At 39.2% G+C, this 19,625-nt stretch carries 11 protein-coding genes; 8 read left to right on the top strand and 3 right to left on the bottom strand.

What is annotated here, in order from left to right:
• Positions 1 to 81: 81 nt before the first annotated feature.
• Positions 82 to 1,023 carry a ribosome biogenesis GTPase YlqF gene (gene ylqF / locus IEY03_RS03625; protein WP_188839951.1) on the top strand — a complete coding sequence of 314 codons (942 nt, stop codon included), beginning with the start codon at positions 82 to 84 and terminating at the stop codon, positions 1,021 to 1,023.
• Between the two features lie 225 nt (positions 1,024 to 1,248).
• Here the strand turns inward: ylqF and IEY03_RS03630 are convergent, their stop codons facing one another.
• Entirely contained in the window at positions 1,249 to 1,734 is a 486-nt protein-coding gene (locus IEY03_RS03630; protein WP_188839952.1) for a low molecular weight protein-tyrosine-phosphatase, read from the bottom strand.
• 863 nt (positions 1,735 to 2,597) lie between these two features.
• On the bottom strand, positions 2,598 to 4,742 hold the full coding sequence (locus tag IEY03_RS03635; protein ID WP_188839953.1) for a bifunctional diguanylate cyclase/phosphodiesterase: 2,145 nt from the start codon (positions 4,740 to 4,742) through the stop codon (positions 2,598 to 2,600).
• Between the two features lie 819 nt (positions 4,743 to 5,561).
• Here IEY03_RS03635 and IEY03_RS03640 point away from each other — a divergent pair.
• The 3 genes from IEY03_RS03640 (at position 5,562) to IEY03_RS03650 (ending at position 13,200) form a co-directional block, all read left to right on the top strand.
• Positions 5,562 to 8,468 (top strand): TonB-dependent receptor domain-containing protein, encoded by a 2,907-nt coding sequence (locus IEY03_RS03640; protein ID WP_188839954.1) that lies wholly within the window; start codon positions 5,562 to 5,564, stop codon positions 8,466 to 8,468.
• Positions 8,469 to 8,627: 159 nt separating this feature from the next.
• Positions 8,628 to 9,803 (top strand): cyclically-permuted mutarotase family protein, encoded by a 1,176-nt coding sequence (locus IEY03_RS03645; RefSeq protein ID WP_188839955.1) that lies wholly within the window; start codon positions 8,628 to 8,630, stop codon positions 9,801 to 9,803.
• A gap of 538 nt (positions 9,804 to 10,341) precedes the next feature.
• A complete protein-coding gene (locus IEY03_RS03650; RefSeq protein ID WP_188839956.1) occupies positions 10,342 to 13,200 on the top strand; it encodes an exo-alpha-sialidase in 2,859 nt (952 codons plus the stop codon).
• Positions 13,201 to 13,324: 124 nt separating this feature from the next.
• Here IEY03_RS03650 and IEY03_RS03655 read toward each other — a convergent pair whose 3' ends face one another.
• On the bottom strand, positions 13,325 to 14,134 hold the full coding sequence (locus tag IEY03_RS03655) for an alpha/beta hydrolase (protein ID WP_188839957.1): 810 nt from the start codon (positions 14,132 to 14,134) through the stop codon (positions 13,325 to 13,327).
• Between the two features lie 200 nt (positions 14,135 to 14,334).
• Here IEY03_RS03655 and IEY03_RS03660 point away from each other — a divergent pair, with 200 nt between their 5' ends.
• The 4 genes from IEY03_RS03660 to IEY03_RS03675 all read left to right on the top strand — a co-directional run bounded on the left by IEY03_RS03660 (position 14,335) and on the right by IEY03_RS03675 (position 19,548).
• Positions 14,335 to 15,045, top strand: coding sequence for a transcriptional regulator NanR (locus IEY03_RS03660; RefSeq protein WP_188839958.1), 711 nt, complete (start codon positions 14,335 to 14,337; stop codon positions 15,043 to 15,045).
• A gap of 192 nt (positions 15,046 to 15,237) precedes the next feature.
• Positions 15,238 to 17,916, top strand: a complete 2,679-nt coding sequence (locus IEY03_RS03665) for a sodium:solute symporter (protein WP_188839959.1) — start codon at positions 15,238 to 15,240, stop codon at positions 17,914 to 17,916.
• A gap of 43 nt (positions 17,917 to 17,959) precedes the next feature.
• Positions 17,960 to 18,679: an N-acetylmannosamine-6-phosphate 2-epimerase gene (locus IEY03_RS03670; protein WP_188839960.1), complete on the top strand. Its 720-nt coding sequence runs from the start codon at positions 17,960 to 17,962 to the stop codon at positions 18,677 to 18,679.
• Positions 18,676 to 19,548, top strand: a complete 873-nt coding sequence (locus IEY03_RS03675) for an ROK family protein (protein WP_188839961.1) — start codon at positions 18,676 to 18,678, stop codon at positions 19,546 to 19,548. The genes IEY03_RS03670 and IEY03_RS03675 overlap by 4 nt, the downstream gene beginning before the upstream one ends.
• The last annotated feature ends 77 nt before the right edge of the window (positions 19,549 to 19,625 follow it).

The raw sequence follows: 19,625 nt of genomic DNA on the forward strand, positions 1-19,625 counted from the left end.
CCTTAGGGCGCTTTTTTTATGCTTTTCATTAAGGTTCAAGGTACAATATTGCCATTGTTAACAGTAGTAAAAGGCAAGATCATGGCAATTCAGTGGTATCCAGGGCACATGCACAAGGCACGCAAAGAGATTGAAGAGGTCATGCCTCAAGTCGATTTGGTGATAGAAGTGCTAGATGCACGTATTCCGTACAGCAGTGAAAACCCCATGGTTGCGCAATTACGTGGTGATAAACCTTGTATTAAACTGTTGAACAAATCTGATTTAGCAGACCCTAAAGTCACCGAACAATGGATTGAGTATTTAGAACGCGAACAAGGTGTAAAGGCTTCGGCAATTACGACACTCCAGCCTGCAATGGTCAGAATGATCCCTGATTTATGCCGCAAGTTGGTTCCCCATCGCGATGTAATCGAAAAAGACATTCGCACTATGATTATGGGTATTCCCAATGTGGGTAAGTCAACTATCATTAATACCTTAGCTGGTCGCGTGATTGCCAAAACAGGTAATGAGCCAGCAGTGACTAAAACTCAGCAACGTATCAATTTGCGCAATGGTATTGTGTTATCAGATACGCCAGGTATTTTATGGCCCAAAGTAGACAACGAAGCGAGTAGCTATCGATTAGCGGTAACGGGTGCAATTAAAGATACGGCAATGGAATACGAGGATGTGGCTATGTTTGCCGCTGAGTATTTTTTGAAGGCCTACCCTGAAATGATCTGTGAGCGATATAAAATTGATAACTTACCCAACTCAGATTTTGAGTTACTTGAAGAAATTGGCCGTAAGCGTGGAGCACTAAGGCCTGGGGGACGCATTGATTTACATAAAGCCTCTGAACTGTTACTGCACGAATTCCGCTCTGGTAAGATTGGCCTACTGAGCTTAGAGACACCTGCAATGGCTGAAATCGAAAAGATTGAAGTTGAACGTATCATGGCTGAAAAAGAACAGGCAAGATTGAAAAAACTTGAATTAAGTAAGCTGAAACAGTCTGGTAAACGTCATCAAGGTTAATCTTTGATGCCTTATCTCTAATCCACTTGCTATGCATGCTGTAATCGATGCAATGCAAGTGAGATTTGACTATCAATGTCGATATACATTTTCTGTAATGTAGTTTTTAAACCATTATCATATGTTAGTCATGTTAATTCAGCTAACCAACAACTAGCCAGAAATAATGATTAAAAATAAGGATTTAAAATCAGCAGGTTGCACCCAACCTTCCCCTTGCATCTATTACAACTCGTCATTTCGATGACATTTTTCCGCTAACGCTGTCAGGCTGTTTTCAAGTAAATCTATGACGGCCTCAAAACCACGCTCACCACCATAATAGGGATCAGGGACTTCGTCGATACCTGTGTTGCCAAATGCTAAGATCATATTAAGCTTATGTTTATACTCAGCGGGGCAGCGGGCAATAAGATCTTGCATATTCGCATGATCTGCTGCCAAAATAAGGTCGAATTGGCTAAAGTCGGCATCGATTACCTGCCTTGCACGAATGCCAGCAAAACTGAGTCCACGAGCTTCACCCGCTTTAACACTGCGCGGATCAGGTTGATTACCTTGGTGATAAGCTATAGTACCCGCCGAATCAATATAAATATCTAATTTGTATTGTTGTGCTTTTTGCTTAAAAACTGCCTCAGCCGTAGGTGAGCGGCAAATGTTGCCCATACACACGAATAGTACTGATTTAATCTCTTTAATATCAATCATATAAATAAAACCCTAAAAAATAGGTTGAAATAGGTCAAATTTATTTAGTGGAGAAACAAGCTCTTACATTATTAATCTTTTTCTGTTTGGCGAATCCTTGCGGAATAATTATAAACTTTTATGTCTAAATCACCATGTTTTGCCTCTGTTGTTTCTAGTTAATAAAGACAGTTCTTAAATTAATAGGAAATACCAGATAGAAACGAATTTTGAACATATTCGCAAAACCGAACACCCACTAATGTTACTTAAGCGAATGGTCAGTATTGTTGAAACAGAACATTCGTATAAGGACATATCAAACTATGATAATTTAGTAGAACAGCAGTTTTTGATTTTTCAACTGAAAAAAAATGCTCAGAGAAGGATTTCATAATTTTGAGACTCAACTGGCAACTGATTTAGTTAATAAGTTCTTAAGTAGTGAATAATTACCCGACCAAAATCCTAGTTAGTTATAAGGACATCAACACTAGGAATTGTTATGAACAAACCTCAGGTTTTCAGAATCTATAAACGTCAATCAAAATCTCCATGGGATGATCACACGACTGTACTGCTGCTTGCAGAGCATAAACTTGAGATTGATGAGATTTAATTAAGCTTTAATAAATACATTTATTTACACCGAGATGTGCAAGGACAAATACTGGGGATCAGTATCAGCAAATCACTACTTGAAGATCATCCTGAGTTTGAAACACAATATCTAAAGATATTGATGCATACAACTAATAGTGTGTCATGCTATCAACCTAATTTGCATACCGAATAAACGCTGCGGGCAGGAACTATTGTTGAAAATAGTGTCCGTAAAATTTTCACGTAAAGGCCAATACACACTCAATATTAACTCGCAAACCTCATTTACAAATCCAGGGAGGAGACGTATTCCATAAATTAATCCAATCAGGAATTGAGCTTGCTGGCATAGGCCTTGCGATACCAAAACCTTGTGCAAAATGACATCCCATCTTGAGCAATTGCCGACCATGCTCTTGAGTTTCAACCCCCTCTGCTATCACCAAACGACCGAAGGCCTTCGATAATTCAATAACACTTTTGACAATCGCCTGGTCGTCCATGTCATCTAACATGTCGATGACAAAGGATTGATCAATTTTTATAATATCGGTCTTGAGCTTCCTCAAATAGCTTAAAGATGAAAATCCTGTACCAAAATCATCTAGCGAAAAACGTATTCCTAATTGCGTACATTGGCTAATAACCTCAGCGATGTGCTGAGTATCTTTAATAATACTGGATTCTAGAATTTCAAATTCAAGCTGATCCGATTGAAAACTTTTGTTAAGGAAAAATATTTCATTTAATTGATTAATAAAATCTTCATGCTGAAGTTGTAGTGGACTTACATTGACACTGATTGGTATGAATATGCCTAAGCGTTGCCATTCATTATGTTGCTTTATTGCTTGGTCAATGACCCATTTACCAAGCTCAATCCCTAGTGGTTCTTCTTCAATGTACGGTAAAAAACGAAATGGTGACAACAGACCTTCTGTCGGGTGTTGCCAGCGGATAAGAGCCTCTAAACCTATAATTTCATTAGTTTCCATATTAATTTTTGGTTGATAGAATAACAAAAATTCATTGTTATTAAATCCATTGCTTATATGTTCTAGCTCACGATATTGAAGTTTTATAGCGACATCATTTTCAAAGTCAAATTCATGAATACAATTCTTTCCCAGCTCTTTAGCCCTATACATTGCTTGATCAGCATGACGAATAAGTATGTCTGAGTAACTATTGTCCTGCGGAAAATATGTAACACCAATACTTACAGTTACAAAAAGACGCTTATTTTCAATATTAAATTCCTCTGCGATGGAATAAAGTATTCGCTGTAATATCTCTCTTGCTTGATGATGACTGTCTAAATCATCAAGAATCAAAACAAACTCATCTCCACCAAATCTTGCAAGTGTATCCCCATCACGTATTACAGTTTTAAACCTATTTGCAACAAGGCAAAGGAATTCATCACCTATATCATGGCCGTAAAGGTCATTGACCTCTTTAAAGCCATCCAAGTCTAAAAAGGCAATCGCTATTTGTTTGCAATTACGCTGCGCTTTGATAAGCGCTTGCTGCATTCGATCAGCTAACAAATTTCTGTTTGGCAAATATGTGAGTGGATCATAATTTGCGGCAAACTTTAACTTATCGTTTAACTCTTTTAAAACCTGATTACTTTTTTCAAGTTTGCGTTGATCATTTTTTGCGTCGGTAATATCTTGAAATATGCCACTTAACTTTACAGCAACGCCATCTACATACGTAACATGACAGGTCGTTCTAACATCAATTATTCGTCCTTTAATCGTATAAGTTTCAAGCTCTAAGTCATACTCTTCACCACGTTGAATAGCAGCATCAAGTGCTGCTAAGAATATTTTTTTTGAGTCGGGTAATAAATAACTTGCTCCTACATCAACGTTAGGAACAAATTCTTGCGGAGTTGTTTCATAAATTCGATAGGTCTCATCTGTCCAAATCAAGTTATTGTTATGTAAATTTAGTTGCCAACCACCTAGCTTGCCTATTTCTTGAGACTCTCTCAATAACTCGGTTGTGGTAGCAAGCAACTCTTCTTGTCTCTTACGAAAGGTAATGTCTTGATGCATACCAATCATTCGTGTCGGTTTACCATCAACATCCCATGTAATAGCTTTGCCTGTAGACAATACCCAAACATAATGACCATTTTTATGTTTCAAACGAACTTCTAACTCACAAAGTTCACTTTGGCCTGAGCAATGATAATCAAAATTTTTAATCGCCTTGGGTAAATCATCTGGGTGTAATACATCTAGCCAAGTTTGGTAATCAACAGGACTTAACTCCGATAATGTATACCCTATAATCTCAGCCCAACGTTCATTACAAACAAGACCATCATTTTCAACACGCCAATCCCAGACGCCAACATTAGTCGCATCCAAAACTAACTCATTAACCGCTTGGCTTATCGTATTTTTGTGCATGCCTTTATACTTTTTGGAAAAAAGTTATCGATTTAATCAGCTTCTGTAAATAAGAATTACTTTTTAAAATCATTCACAAAAGACTATTAATTAGTGCTGTTTTGATATTTCAATTTTAAAACAATCTTAACGAACAGAGACACTTTAATATAAGGTAGGTTTGATTAAGTATCAAAGAGAATCACTTAATTAGTGAGCTTAAAAAATAGAAGTTTAGAAATGCGAAGGATTCAAAGCGGCTCTTTCTATTAATTTGAGTACGTCTGGCTGATATCTACAAACAAATTTGATTCATAATCAATCTCAAATAACAGAACTTAGCGCTAATAAAGCCGCAGATAATGTTGACGAAGATTTTCGAAATTTTGTTGTTTTAAAATAATATGGTGCTGTGGCCATAAGAATTATTTCCTTTCACGCTAGAAGCAAATCCTGACATAAGCAGCATCCAGCTTTCAATAATTTATCTAAAAGCTTTTTGTAAAAAATAATCGACTTCTACGAGCTAAAAAGACCATCTAACCTCTATTATCCCCAAAAAACTGCTTATTCACACTTCAATAAAAACACTAATAAACTGAATTTAAACATTTTATTCAAAAAAACTAATGACTTTAAGAAAATCACCTCCAGAAAGGTTGTAAAAATGTAAAGAATAAGTGCGTATTTTGGGTAATTTATATTGCCGAGCCAATACTGGTATGATAGGTTAACTGCATGACACAAAAACAAGCGTTATAACCCGATCAATAGAAAGATTCGTTACACCAAAAACAGTTGAACATGACATTAAAACTATAAAACTCAAAGAGGGAAGCTATGAACACCAATCAAAGAAAATTTAGCCGTACTGCGTTGTCATTATGTATTGCAGCTTTATTCAGCCCAACAGTGTTAGCCGCTGATGCAAATACTGAAACTGAACAAGCACCCAAAAGTGTTGAACGTATCGCTGTCACTGGCTCAAACATTTTTAAAGGTAGTGCTAACGTTTCATCATCTGCACCTATCACCGAAGTAGGTAAAGAGATGATAGAGGGCGTTGCGGCAATCTCTATTGGGGATGTGTTAAACAATATACCTTCTGTCACCTCTGCGATTAATGGTTCAAGTGACAACGTATCTCTTGGTGGTGCAGGCAGTAACGTTGGAGTCTCCACTACATCACTTCGTAATTTGGGTTCTGCGCGTACTTTAGTTTTAGTTAATGGTCGTCGTTATGTCTCAGGTGTTTCTGCTAATACTGGATACGGTGTTGACTTAAACTCAATCCCGACAGCAATTATTGAACGTGTTGATGTATTAACAGGTGGTCAATCTGCAATTTACGGTTCAGATGCCATTGCAGGTGTGATTAACATTATCACCAAAAGAAATTTTGATGGTGCTGAAATCAATGCTTTCGCTGCGGATTCATCCGAAGGTGGTGCAGAGCGACAAAATATTGATTTTACCTACGGTAAAAACTTTGATTCAGGAAATGCTTGGGTTTCAGCTGGATATGCTAATCAAGAAGTGTTGAATTCTTCAGCAAGAGACTTCTCTCGATATGAAATGCGCTTTGTTGATACTAATGGTGATGGCATTAGAGATACGATCGCAAGACGAGATGGACCAGGGCACGTTGATGGTGCTTTACTTGGTTATGGCGATTTAAAAATTTTTGGAAATGGCGATCCATTTAACACCAATCAACCATTATTAGATAGTAATTACCAACCTACCAGTGATTCAGACTGGGATAATCAGCACTCAAATCGGACATTAGTTTTACCATATCAACGATTCAACATAGCTTCAGGGATCTCTTTCGACTTATCTGACAAATCATCATTAGAAGTTGAATTAAACTACGCACAAACACAAGCTAGCGTGAACTTAGAAGAAGCACCAATAGATGTTGTTAATAATGTATTCAGAAAAGGCAATGGCGGCACAACCGGAATAGATGTTGCCAATAGTCCATATTTTGTAGGCAGTAGTGCCGGCCAACAACTTCTAGCGGCGATGGGGTCTAATACATCTCTAGATGGCGTCACCACAAATAGACGTACCTTTGAATTTGGTAATCGTCTAACTGATAACCAGCGCGATACTTTTCGCGTAGCCAGTAACTATACTTACTTTTTAGATAATGGTATGGATTGGCAAACGGGCGTAACTTACGGCATAACCTCACAGACACAGCAAAACAGTGGTGATTTTAGTATCCCTAATATGCAGCAAGCATTGACTATTGAAGAAGATGGTAACGGCGGGTACCAATGTGCTGATGTAATTGCTAGAACGTATGGCTGTGTACCAGTAAACCCATTTGGAACAACTGATAGCTTAGCTGGTCAAGCGGGTATCACTGGTTTTTCAGAAGAAGCGCTTAAATACCTTGCTGTAAACACAGGACAAACAGGAAAGGTTGAACAATTTGTCGTTAACAGTGTTGTTTCTGGCGAATTAGATTTTACGTTAGGGCATGACAACTTAGGTTTCGCTGCAGGTGTTGAATACCGCAAAGAGTCTGCCGTTGAAAACCCAGATAGTTTCCGCCAATTAGGTATTACCCGTGAAGGCCCTGTCCAACCAATCGATGGCAGTTTTGATGTCGCTGAAGTATTTGGTGAGCTCTATGTCCCGGTTGCTGATTGGCTTAATCTTAGTTTGGCGGCTCGATTTGGTGATTATTCAACCATAGGCACAACCTCAACTTACCGTTTAGGTATTGATGCTCCTATCCATGATATGTTCCGTATCCGTGCAAGCCAGTCAAGCTCAGTTCGCGCTCCAAATATCAATGATATTTTCTCAACGGGCACTACCAGCGTCGCCAACCCAACAATCGATGTCTGTAATGGAACTTCAAATAGTGGCACCTCTAATACTGATATAAATTGTACTTCTATTTCGGCTATTTCTGATCGCATGGATACCGATGCAAACGGCCAATACATCTTAGTCGGTTCTGAGACAAATAATACCTTAGTGTCTCAAAGTGGCTCTCCTGATTTAAAAGCAGAAACTGCAGATTCATTAACACTCGGATTTGTGTTAACTCCGCTAGATAACTTATCCGTTTCAGTCGATTATTATGGTATCGAAATTGAAGATGGCATTACAACTATCACTCCAGATACTATGGTGAAACGTTGTTACGATGTTGATCCATCACAATTTGATCCAACCTGTGGAGGTCGAGTACTCAGAGATGTGCAAGATGGTCCGATCCTAAATATTTATTCAACTTCAATTAATGCCAATACTATTTCAACGAGCGGTGTTGATTTAGAAGTGGCATATTATCTCGACAACCTGACCGTAAACCTTATTGCTAACTATCTAGCTGAATATGAAATTGATACGCTTTCAGGCCCAATCGATAACTTAGGAACCACATTATTCCCGGAATATCGATATACAATAAATGCTTCATATGACATTACTGAAGACTTTAACTTGTTTGCACAAATGACATATCGTGCTGAAACAAAAGGAGTACTAGGTGAAACGACATTATCTGATGATCTAAACACCATGGATGCTGTTTACTATGCTGACGTGAGAGCAAGTTACCAAATTAATGACGCTGTAAATGTGTATATTGGTTCAAATAACTTATTCGATCAGCAACCGGATATTCAGGCAACCAGTGCTGCGGTAGGAACCAATACCACACCTCAAGCTTATGATGTTATTGGTCGCCAACTCTTTGCTGGTGTTAAGATGAAATTCTAATCACTAGCAACCTGCTCGTTAGTAGCCGAAACATGCTTGGCACGTCAATTTGAGTGCCTTAAAAACCTAATCAAAACTGATTAGGTTTTCTTTTTAATGACCACCTAGGAGAGTATCTTGAAACTGACTAAGTTGCTGCTTTTATTAATCTCATCGGTATTGTTAGCCTTTAATACCTCTGCTAATGATACCCATGCTACTGCTCACGTGGATTATATTCTTCAACATGATTCATCATTAGGAAAAATTTCACCTATATCATGGGTAAAGGTAGGCCAACTCCCAAATCCAGATAACTTTGTTACATCTATTGGTATTTCAGGCGCATATAGTGGTTTTATAGGTAATTATCTCATCGTGGCAGGTGGTGCAAACTTTCCTAATGGACATCCATTTTTTGAACAGGGAAAAAAACAATTTTATAGTGATATTTTTGTCTTCGATACCCAAAATGATAGCGTTAATTTAGTGGCTCACGGGCATTTGCCGATTAAAGCAGGACATGGGGCAACCTTGGTTGTAGATAACAGCCTGTACTTGATCGGAGGTAAAAACAATAATCAAGCATATGATTCAATTATAAAATTAACTTTAGATTTAAATAATAACCCCACCACAGACGTAGTCGATCATTTACCCTTTACATGGCATTCAGGAGCCGCGGCTTGGCAAAACGGCAACATCTATATCTTTGCCGGAGAGCAAGATGGAAAGGTGAATAACCAAGTCTGTCAGTATTCGCTAGCCAGTCAATCGTGCGTCAATAGCGAAATAATACCTGCCGTACCTGGTGCTAACCGTACGGATTTTCCAGCTATTCATCATCAAGGTAAATTTTACATTTTTGGCGGTTTAAATTTGTTAGCCGGTAAAGACAATTATGTGCTCACCGATGCCTATGCGTTTAATTTTGATAACCAATCTTGGACAACTCTGGCACCGATCACTTTTAACAAACAGCCTTTTTCGGTCACCGGTGGCGGTGCAGCTGTGATGAGTAATGATCAATTAGTGTTACTGGGAGGGGTCAATCGCACAATTTTTAATGAGGCAATCTTTCAATTAAGTACACAAAAAAATGACGCTTTAGCTGTATTTAAACAGCAATATTTCAGCCTAAGCGAGCAAGACATTAATTTTAGTCGTCAACAGATGATTTATCATATTAACCAAAATGAGTGGTCTGCACTAAGTGATAAAGTACCCTTTTCTGGCGGTGCGGGCCCACTAACAATCGCTCAGCAAGGAAATAAAATCTATTGGATTTCAGGAGAAATTAAACCGGTTATCAGAACCCCAAACATCTATCAAGGAACAATATTATCAAATCAGTAAATTAAAGTAGCCATAAGTTAACAAGTTATCAGAAATTACAAAAGGTAATTAAGGTGGGACTATCACTAACCCAGTGACGCAAAACCTCCTTGCTCTAAAATCAGCAGATCATGTTCTGAAGATCAAACCATAATAAGCGCAAAATCAAATATAACATTAATTATCAGAACTTGATTGCCCCCTAATTTTTAGCATCCACCATTATTCAATAGAGTTAAACAAAGCAAACCCCAATCACGCAGTTACCCTATCACACCAAAAATAGCTTGTGAATTATTTGTTAACATGCTCTTATTGTGTGGTATGACAGGTAAATACATTACAGCTTAACTGGATCAGAATAGTTTTAGTTAAGCTAGACAAACAATCGTAGCAATTCGCTATATGGAAGGTGTCAGGGTTGTCGATAACGTGGATCATTCTCTATTAGCAAGAGAGCAGTTAATTAACGTAAGTAAACAGCACCTTTTATTTGAATAACAACATTGTTGATATTCAAACAAAGCACATTAATTTTAATAAAATGGTGAAATTTATTATGCAAAAAATAAGTCAACTGCTTTTCATGTTTATGACTTCATGCACCTTGGCATTAAGCAGCGGATATGAAAATTATGCTGAAGCAAATACCCTAGTTGCAAGCTTCGACGCAAGTAATTCTAGCAGTCCAAGTGCACAAGGTTGGAACAACTTTACCAACGGACAAGCTACAGGTTCCATAGCACAAGACCTAGGCACGCCTAGCTGGAAAGCTAACGGAATTTCAGGCCGAGCTCAGTGGAACGTCATACCAACCGCAGCGATTAATAGTCAAGCGAATACCCATGGCTGGACAATGACATGGCGAAGTCGTATAGAGTCAGGGGCTTATATCACTGATTACTATTCAAATGGTGAGAAACGTTTTCTGCCCATATTAAGCATTAACGAGAGCGGTGATTTAGTAGTATCTCTTGCCGGTGCTGGTACATATACACTTATTACAGCTTCAGGCTCTGACTCATATCACGACTATGCGATTGAATTTAATGCTAACACACAGTTAGCAACCTTTAGCTTTGATGGTGTTGTTATTGAATCTGATTGGATTGGTGAAAGCAGCAATCAAAATATGATTGCGTGGGGTAATGGTTCATCAAATATTAATAGCGTGGCCTATTATAAAAATGTGGCATTTACTACCTTAGGTTTAAACTCTCCAGCCGAAGCTCAATTGGTTGCTCAATGGAATACAACTGAAGTAGTGTTTGATGGTTCTAGCCAATATTTAACAATTGATAACGATTTAGCTGCTGTGCAACACTTATCTCAAGGTAGTATTTTCACTCAATTTAAAGCAACTGACACGACTGCAACACTTTTTAGCGCATCAAGTTCTGTAGATGGTTCGAGTGAGTTTGCTGTACTCATCAATACTGATGGCACATTACGAGTCCATGCCCGAGAAAATGGCAGCTTCATTAATGATTCAAAAACAACGATCATATATAACAATAATCAAGAACATAAAGCCTTGATTATGGTCAACAATGAGGGGACTAAAATTTATGTAGATGGTCATTTAGCATACACAGGGAATGCAACTCATTTTTTGAGTGCAGTCACACAACTAGACAGTATGAATATAGGACGAAACTACGACAGCAGCGGTGGACAATGGTATTTCAAAGGCAGCATCTATAACACCCGCATTTATGACAACGTAATGACGGCAAAACAGGCTGAAGACTTAACAAGGCTATCGACGATTGTCGCTAGGTTTGATAACAAACAGCATACAGATCCTATAAATGCTGGCTGGATAAATGATAGTTCAGGATCTGCCAGCGGCAACTTAATCACAGAACAAGATCAACCAGTTTGGCAGGCTAACGGTACTGGCGGACGTGCCGAATGGGAAGTCCAACCGAGTGCTCAAATTAATCATGACGCTAATTCCCTAGGCTGGAAAATGACTACCATAAGCCGTGTGGTATCAGGAGGAGCGATCTCAGACTACTATGCCAATGGGACTAGACGTTTTTTAGCTTTATTAAGTATTAATGCAAACGGCGATTTAGTCGCAAACCTAGAGGGGGGTAGTAGTCATACCTTAGTTATGTCTACAGGTGCCGAGCAATACCATACCTATGAAATGATTTACGATGCGCAATCAGGCTTAGCCACATTCAGTTTTGATGGAATCGCAATTGAAACATGGGCTGGTAAGGCTAGCAGTCAAAATGTAATAGTATGGGGAAATGGCTCATCTGGGACTAATGGCATTGCCAATTATCGCCATGTTAGCTTTGAGACCTTCGGAAGTACACCGCCTATCTTTGAAAGTATTGTGTTTCAGGGCGGCCAAGAAGGTGTTGATGGTATGAGTAACTACCGCATCCCTTCCATACTGCAGTCTGCAAATAATACCTTACTCGCATTTATAGAAGGTCGTCCCAATGGTGCCGACCCTGGCCAAGCAGGACAAATTAATATTTCATTAAAACGTTCTATTGATATGGGCCGTACTTGGTTACCCGTACAAATTATTCATCAAAATCCCTTATATGACTATTCAGACCCTCGTCCATTTGTTGATAAAGCAACCAATACTGTATACGTATTTTATGTTCAATGGCCTGATTTATGCGCCCAAAATGGTAACTGCGTGGGTCCAAACGATGAGAACTACCTACTCTATCGTAAGAGTACAGACAATGGTTTAACATGGTCGGATGCAGTAGATGTTACATCTCAAGTCAAAGAGTCAACTTGGCGATCAATTAATCCAGGACCTGGGCAAGGTATTCAGTTGCAATGGCAAACCCAAGCGCAAGGAAACCACAACGACAGAATGATCTTTCCAGCCATTATCCGTGCAGGAAATAGTAATTTCTATGTGGCAACGGTATTCAGTGATGATGGTGGTATAAGTTGGCAAAAAGGACAATTTACACCCGTATCAGGCCCAACTGAAGCTGATATGGTGGAGCTTACTGATGGTACACTCTTGTTATCAGCTCGAAATGATGGCAGTGCTGCAGGAACTCGATATCACTTTTTAAGCAGCGACGCAGGTATTACATGGACCCAAACCAGCCACGACTTAGTGATATCAAAGGTTGATATTGGTTTAACTCGCTATTCCGCTGTTCGTTCTGGCGATACAGAAGACCGAATCATTGTGTCGGCACCCATAGGCACATCATCTGGCCCAAGCCGCAATAACTTAGGGATCTGGTCCAGTCTCGATGAAGGACAGACGTTTGGCACTCCCTACCAACTAGTATATGGCATAAGCGCCTACTCAGATATTGTAAGGCTTCATGATGGTTCAATCGGAATTATCTACGAAGCTACAGGGAGTACTTTATTGAAGTATATAAATTTCGAACTGGCTGTCACTCAGCCTAAATAGCGCTATTTTTAATCGAATAAAAAGACTTATTGGTAATCACACAACCAATAAGTCTTATATCGATGATGTAAAAAATGAAACCTATCGCATTAAATAGTCTTATTTTGTTCCCTAAGATCCTCAGCTAGCCTAAAGCTTTTATTTCCTCTGCAATTAATTGCTGCATTTGCAGCCAAAGTTCCTCAGCCCATTTACCATCATGAGGTAGCATCGAAAAATGATCGCAAGAAGGCAATATAATTTTCCTTACTTTAGCGTGGCTTTGTTCGCAAAAAAGCCTTGCCTGTGAAACGTTAACACAAGTGTCTAGCTCACCATGCACCAAAGTTAAAACCATTTGGGAGTGATATAAAATACTTGGATTACAAGCATAGTAGCGCTCAGGATGAGTATCTCGCTCTCCGCCCATCAGTCGATATATTTGTTCTGGTTGGTCAACATCATTCACCGATGCAAGATCTAGAATCCCCGCAATGGATAATGCTCTGTGTATTTTCAATGGCACATGTGAATAAAGTTCACTATCAACAGCAATGCTTTCTCTTGAAGCAACCCAAGTAGCCAAGTGGCCTCCAGCAGAATGGCCGATAATCAAAATTCTGCCTAAATCTAAGCTTTCACTATTTTGAATACAACCCAGATGATCAATGGCAGCTGCAACATCCTTAAAGATGGTTGGCCAAGGTGCATTTCTATTTTCACCTTTCGCGTTCATACGCCGATATTCTATATTCCATATCGCAACATCAAATGATTGTAAATAATCAACAATAGCGAAAGTGGCGTAAGTTTCAAGGCTATGATTATCTTTCCAGTAGCCACCATGAACAACGATAACCACTGGCCTATTCGATGAGTTGCAAGGAGTATAAAGATGTCCGAACTGCTGACTTTCGCTACCATAATAAATCTTTTTTTTCTGATGATATTTCATATGCGCATATAATTAATAGATTACCTTTTACAAAGGTATAACAGGTACACCACCAACTCAACATTTTTAGGGTTAAACATAGGCTAGCTAATATGGCTAAACATTAATCAATACTGATAATTTCGTATACTTTCTGTCACGCCTTGGTACAATAGCTCAATAGGTGATACATAACCAATCGCATACTAAAGGAATTCATTATGCCAATTACGATTAAACGTCCTGTTGAACGCAAAAAGCTATCAGAAACAGTTGAAGAAGAATTGGAACTGATGATACGTCAAGGTGAAATAGCCGAAGGTGATGCCCTGCCCTCAGAAAGAGATCTCATGGCTGCGTTTGGTGTAGGTAGACCTTCTATTCGTGATGCATTATCTGCGTTAGCGCGTAAAGGCTTAGTCAAAATAAGTAGTGGCGAAAGAACCCGCGTTACCAGGCCATCGCCAGAGGCTATCATTTCTGAATTGTCAGGGATGTCAAAAGACTTTTTGTCTCAACCAAATGGCTTGCAGTATTTTGATCAGTTAAGAAGTTTTTTTGAATCAAGCTTAGTGCGTCACGCAGCTGAATTTGCTACTCCTGAACAAATTCAAGAATTAGAAAGAGCGGTTGAGCTAAATGGCAAAGCAATAAATAATGAAAACCAATTTAAAAAGACAGATATTTATTTTCACAGAGTAATAGCATCAATCCCTGGTAATCCAATTTTTTTAGCCATTCATCAGGCTCTGGTTGATTGGGTAATTGATGCTCGCCCTGCAAAAACGAATATCCAAGAACTCAACGCTAGAAGCCACCAAGATCATTTAGAAATTTTGGCTTGTATTAAAAATCATGATGTTGAGGGCGCAGATAAAAAACTAACCCAGCATATCCAATATGTTTTCGACAAATATTACGCTGAAAAATAACATTACACAGAATTGAACACTACAGATAAGGAAGGCTATCGCCAGATAGTCTTTTTCCTAACAACAGCACATGAGCATTCACCTCAATATTCCCAAAATAAAATTTCTCTGACCGACTTAATATTTTCATAGCATTACTGCAATACAGGTGGTATAACAGGTATACAGCAAAACAACACTACTTGAGTACATATGTTTAACAAGATATTAAAGTCAGCATTTATTTTGACGTTGATGATGCCATTGCTAACCCATGCTCAAACAACAATCCAATGGCAGGAAGTATACGTTACGCCAGCTAACAAGATAAATATTGATTATGGTGCGTTCATCAGCCATCAAGGTACCGGCATACTTATATCGTCAGGCATTACAGATTTAACCGCTAAACAACATCCCCTAATAGCAGAAAAAATCACTGATAACAGCATTCAATCTGAGCGGTTTTACCTCATAGATGGCAGTAATGTTATCGCTACAAATTTGTCTGCGGAACAAGGTAATCGAGCTTTTGCCGCAGCAACTAATTTCCATGGTGCCACTCTTGTTACAGGTGGACTAGCAAAGTTAAAAGCAACAAATTTAGTTAATCTTATTATGTGGCACTCAGGGTCAAAAACACTTTATAGTTATCCACTGCCTCCCTTACCTAGTGCAGCAAAATCGCCATCCTCCGTCGTCATTGACAATGTACTTTATGTTTTGACGGGGACGGATTCTAATAACCAATTCTACTCGTTAGATCTCAATGGTCTCATTGACGCACAGGGGGCATTAACCGACAGTAAAAGTGATATCGACACCTATACCGTTAAAAATTCATGGAAAATGCTGCCTTCACTGCCTTTAGCAAACCCAAATATGCCATACCAAAATGGCATAAAATTAGCCGTGCAAAATGATGGTACAGGTGAAAAAATATTTGCTATTGGCGGTTATCAACTGCCAATTAACAAACTTGATCCGGCAGGCAATATAAATTCAAAAGAGACTGTTTTGGCATTAAACAGTCATTGGAAGTTTGATCCCAAAGAGAGCATTGAACAAAACCAATGGCAAAGTATTGGTACTATCACATCAGTGAATCAAAAACTTAATCAACGGATTAACAGTCTCCTTCCATTTGGCCAATCGCATATATTAGCATTTACAGATCAAGCTAATACCCTGTCATTTAATGCTATTACTAGCAGCTGGACACATTACTCAGCTGGTAATCCCGATGATATCCAAAAAGTCGAAAATACCAAAAACGCTCAACACATTAGCGAAAACATCACATCATATGACGGTGTCATCTACTCATTAAATCGTAGTGCTGATAACACTGGCTCGTTGCGCCTATGGCAAGCATTACTCAAACAACCGGAAAAGAATTTTGGTTGGGTCAATATGACAGTTTTAGTGACATATTTAATTTGCGTAGTATTGCTTGGGCTATTTTTTGTATTCAAAAACAGAAATACCGATGATTATTTTCGTGGTGGACAATCTATCCCATGGTGGGCTGCAGCCTGTTCGATATATGCCACCATGTTAAGTTCATTAACTTATGTCGCTCTGCCAGCTGTGGTTTACCAAAGTAACTGGGTGTTACTGATTGGTATTTGGATGATTGTGGCCGTTGCACCGCTTGCTATTTATGTAGCTATGCCATTTTTTCGCCAAATTGATGCCACTAGCGCTTACGAGTACTTATCAAAACGTTTCAATATGAGTGTAAGACTATTTGCCAGTGGCCTATTTACACTATTCCACCTTGGTCGAATGGGTATCGTCATGGCATTAACAGCATTATCTTTATCTGCTGTAACGCCACTATCTGCCAGCGATAGTGTATTGATTATGGGCGGCTTATGTTTGATTTATTGCACCATGGGTGGCATCGAGGCCGTTATTTGGACAGACACCTTACAGACCTTTGTACTCATTCTTGGAGCAATAGCCTGTTTTGTCATCATTGTAGCAGGTTTAGATGGTGGATTTGCTGAATTTATTAGCATTGGATTACGCGATGATAAATTTACTATGGTAAATGTTGATTTCAGCTTAGATAGCATTACTACACTATCAATTTGGGTGATTGTGATTGGGGGGATTGGTCAAAATTTATCAAGCTACACTGCAGATCAGGCTGTAGTGCAGAGATATATGGTGACCAAAAATCCAAGCGACGCAAGAAAATCTATCTGGGCAAATGCTATAATTGCAGCACCAAGCGCTTTGCTATTCTTCTGCATTGGTACTGCACTCTATGCCTTTTATCAAACACATCCTGAAAAGTTAGACCCTAGCATTCAAATCGATCAAATCTTTCCAACTTTTATTGCTACCGAACTGCCAATAGGCATCGCGGGTCTAATTGTCGCAGGAATTTTTGCTGCTGCGCAATCAACGGTATCTACCAGCATGAACTCGATCGCTACGACAGTAGTAACTGACTTTATTCGCCCATTTAACATAGTCAAAACCGAAAAAGGGTATATGAATGCTGCTCGCTGGCTCACCTTTATTATGGGTATCCTCGGAACCCTTGCTGGACTGATATTTATCGACCCTGAAATCCGCTCTTTGATGGAAGCGTATTTTAAAGTCATCGGTATGTTTATGGGTGCACTAGGTGGCCTGTTTGTATTAGGCGCTTTAACCAAAAAGGCCAACTCTTTTGGCGCTATATCAGGTATTTTGGCAGGTGTAACCACTATGGTATCGGCATGGCAACTTGGCTGGGCCGATGGTTACCTTTACGCCACTATCGGAATCATATCGTGTTTAGTGGTGGGGTATATAGCCAGCCTTTTAACGCAAACAGCCAAAAGCTCGAACAAAGATCTAACTGGGTTGACTTTATATACCATGCGCTCAGCCTAGAAAAAATCACCCCAAGTATCAATATAGTTCTTAGGAAACATGTATGACACCCGTAAATAAAGAAAAAGAAGAACAACTACTAGCATCATTAAAGCATTCATTAATTGTTTCTTGCCAACCGGTTGATCACGGACCTATGGATAAAGTCGAGCATATATTGGCCATGGCATTGGCTGCCGTGGATGGTGGTGCTAAAGGACTAAGAATAGAAGGCGTAAAAAATGTTAACGCAGTAGCTAAGGCAACGAACATACCAATTGTAGGCATTGTTAAAAGGGACTTAATCGATAGTCCAATACGTATAACTCCATTTATTGATGATGTAATAGACTTAGCTAAAGCTGGCGCGAGTATTATCGCGTTTGACGGTACACAAAGAACAAGACCGGTGGCTATGTTAGCGTTACTTGAAGCTATTCATAGCTCAGGCTGTATTGCGATGGCTGATTGCGCTGATTATGAAACAGGCTTAATGTTGGCACAACACGGCTGCACTTTTATTGGCAGTACTATGTCTGGTTATACCGATATGTGCCCCCCCCCCGATGCTCCTGATTATGACCTCGTCACTCGTTGGGTTAGCCAAGGAATACATGTGATTGCAGAAGGTCGTTATCACTCCCCAGAAAGAGCCGCTAAAGCAATTGAACTTGGGGCTTTCTCGGTCACAGTTGGCTCGGCAATCACCCGCGTAGAACATATCACCCAATGGTTCGCGGCGAGTATCGCAAATGTAGTGCTTTCAAAGGAAGTATCACTATGATCATTGCAATCGATATTGGTGGCACAAAAATATCTGCCGCACTGATGAATGATAATAAAATCATAGAATCAAGAAAGACCGATTCGATTATTCATCATGATCTTAATAATTTGGCCAACTATGTAATTCAGTTATGCCAGGGCTGGATTGACAAAGCACATTTAGTTGCTGTCGCTTGTACCGGCCAAGTAGGAACAAACCATGTGCACTTTTTATCTGCCAAGCAAACCTTACCCTTAAAGCAACAACTCAAAACCGGATTTAATTTACCTGTGGTGATGTTAAATGATGCTGCTGCGGCCGCATGGGCAGAATATTGTCTGGGACCCAAAAGACAAGACAATACCTTAGTTTATATTACAGTATCGACGGGAATTGGCGGTGGCATTATCCAAAATGGCCAGTTGATCACTGCAAATGATGGCTTTTGTGCACATATTGGCCATATGTCAGTAAGTCGACCAAGCCTCCCACAGATTCAATGTCACTGCGGTAGAATCAATTGCGTAGAAGCTATTTCCTCGGGCACAGCAATTGCAAAACAAGCCTCTCAAATATTGAACTATCAAGTAAACTGTAAAACAGTCTTCGAACAACACCTTTCTCACCCAGAAATAGCCACTCTGCTCGAACAGTCCACCGATGCATTAGTCGATTTAATTGCTAATATTAAAGCACTGACAGGTACAGCAGTAGTTGTCTTAGGAGGAAGCGTTGGTTCGGCATCACCTTTTAGAGAAAAAGTTATAGAAAAAATAACCAAATTACCCCAAATTTATCAGGTTAATTTAGTTTCACCAATAACTGGAGAGCACGCAGACCTTATCGGCGCAGCCTTGTTTGCTCAAACGATTAATGGTTTTACATAGAAGAAAATGAATATATTAACTGTATTGAATCAATCTCGAGCTTATCTATTGGAACAAGAATTAAAGCCTAAACTAAC

The sequence above is a fragment of the Shewanella aestuarii genome, assembly GCF_014647215.1.
Taxonomy (GTDB): domain Bacteria; phylum Pseudomonadota; class Gammaproteobacteria; order Enterobacterales; family Shewanellaceae; genus Shewanella; species Shewanella aestuarii.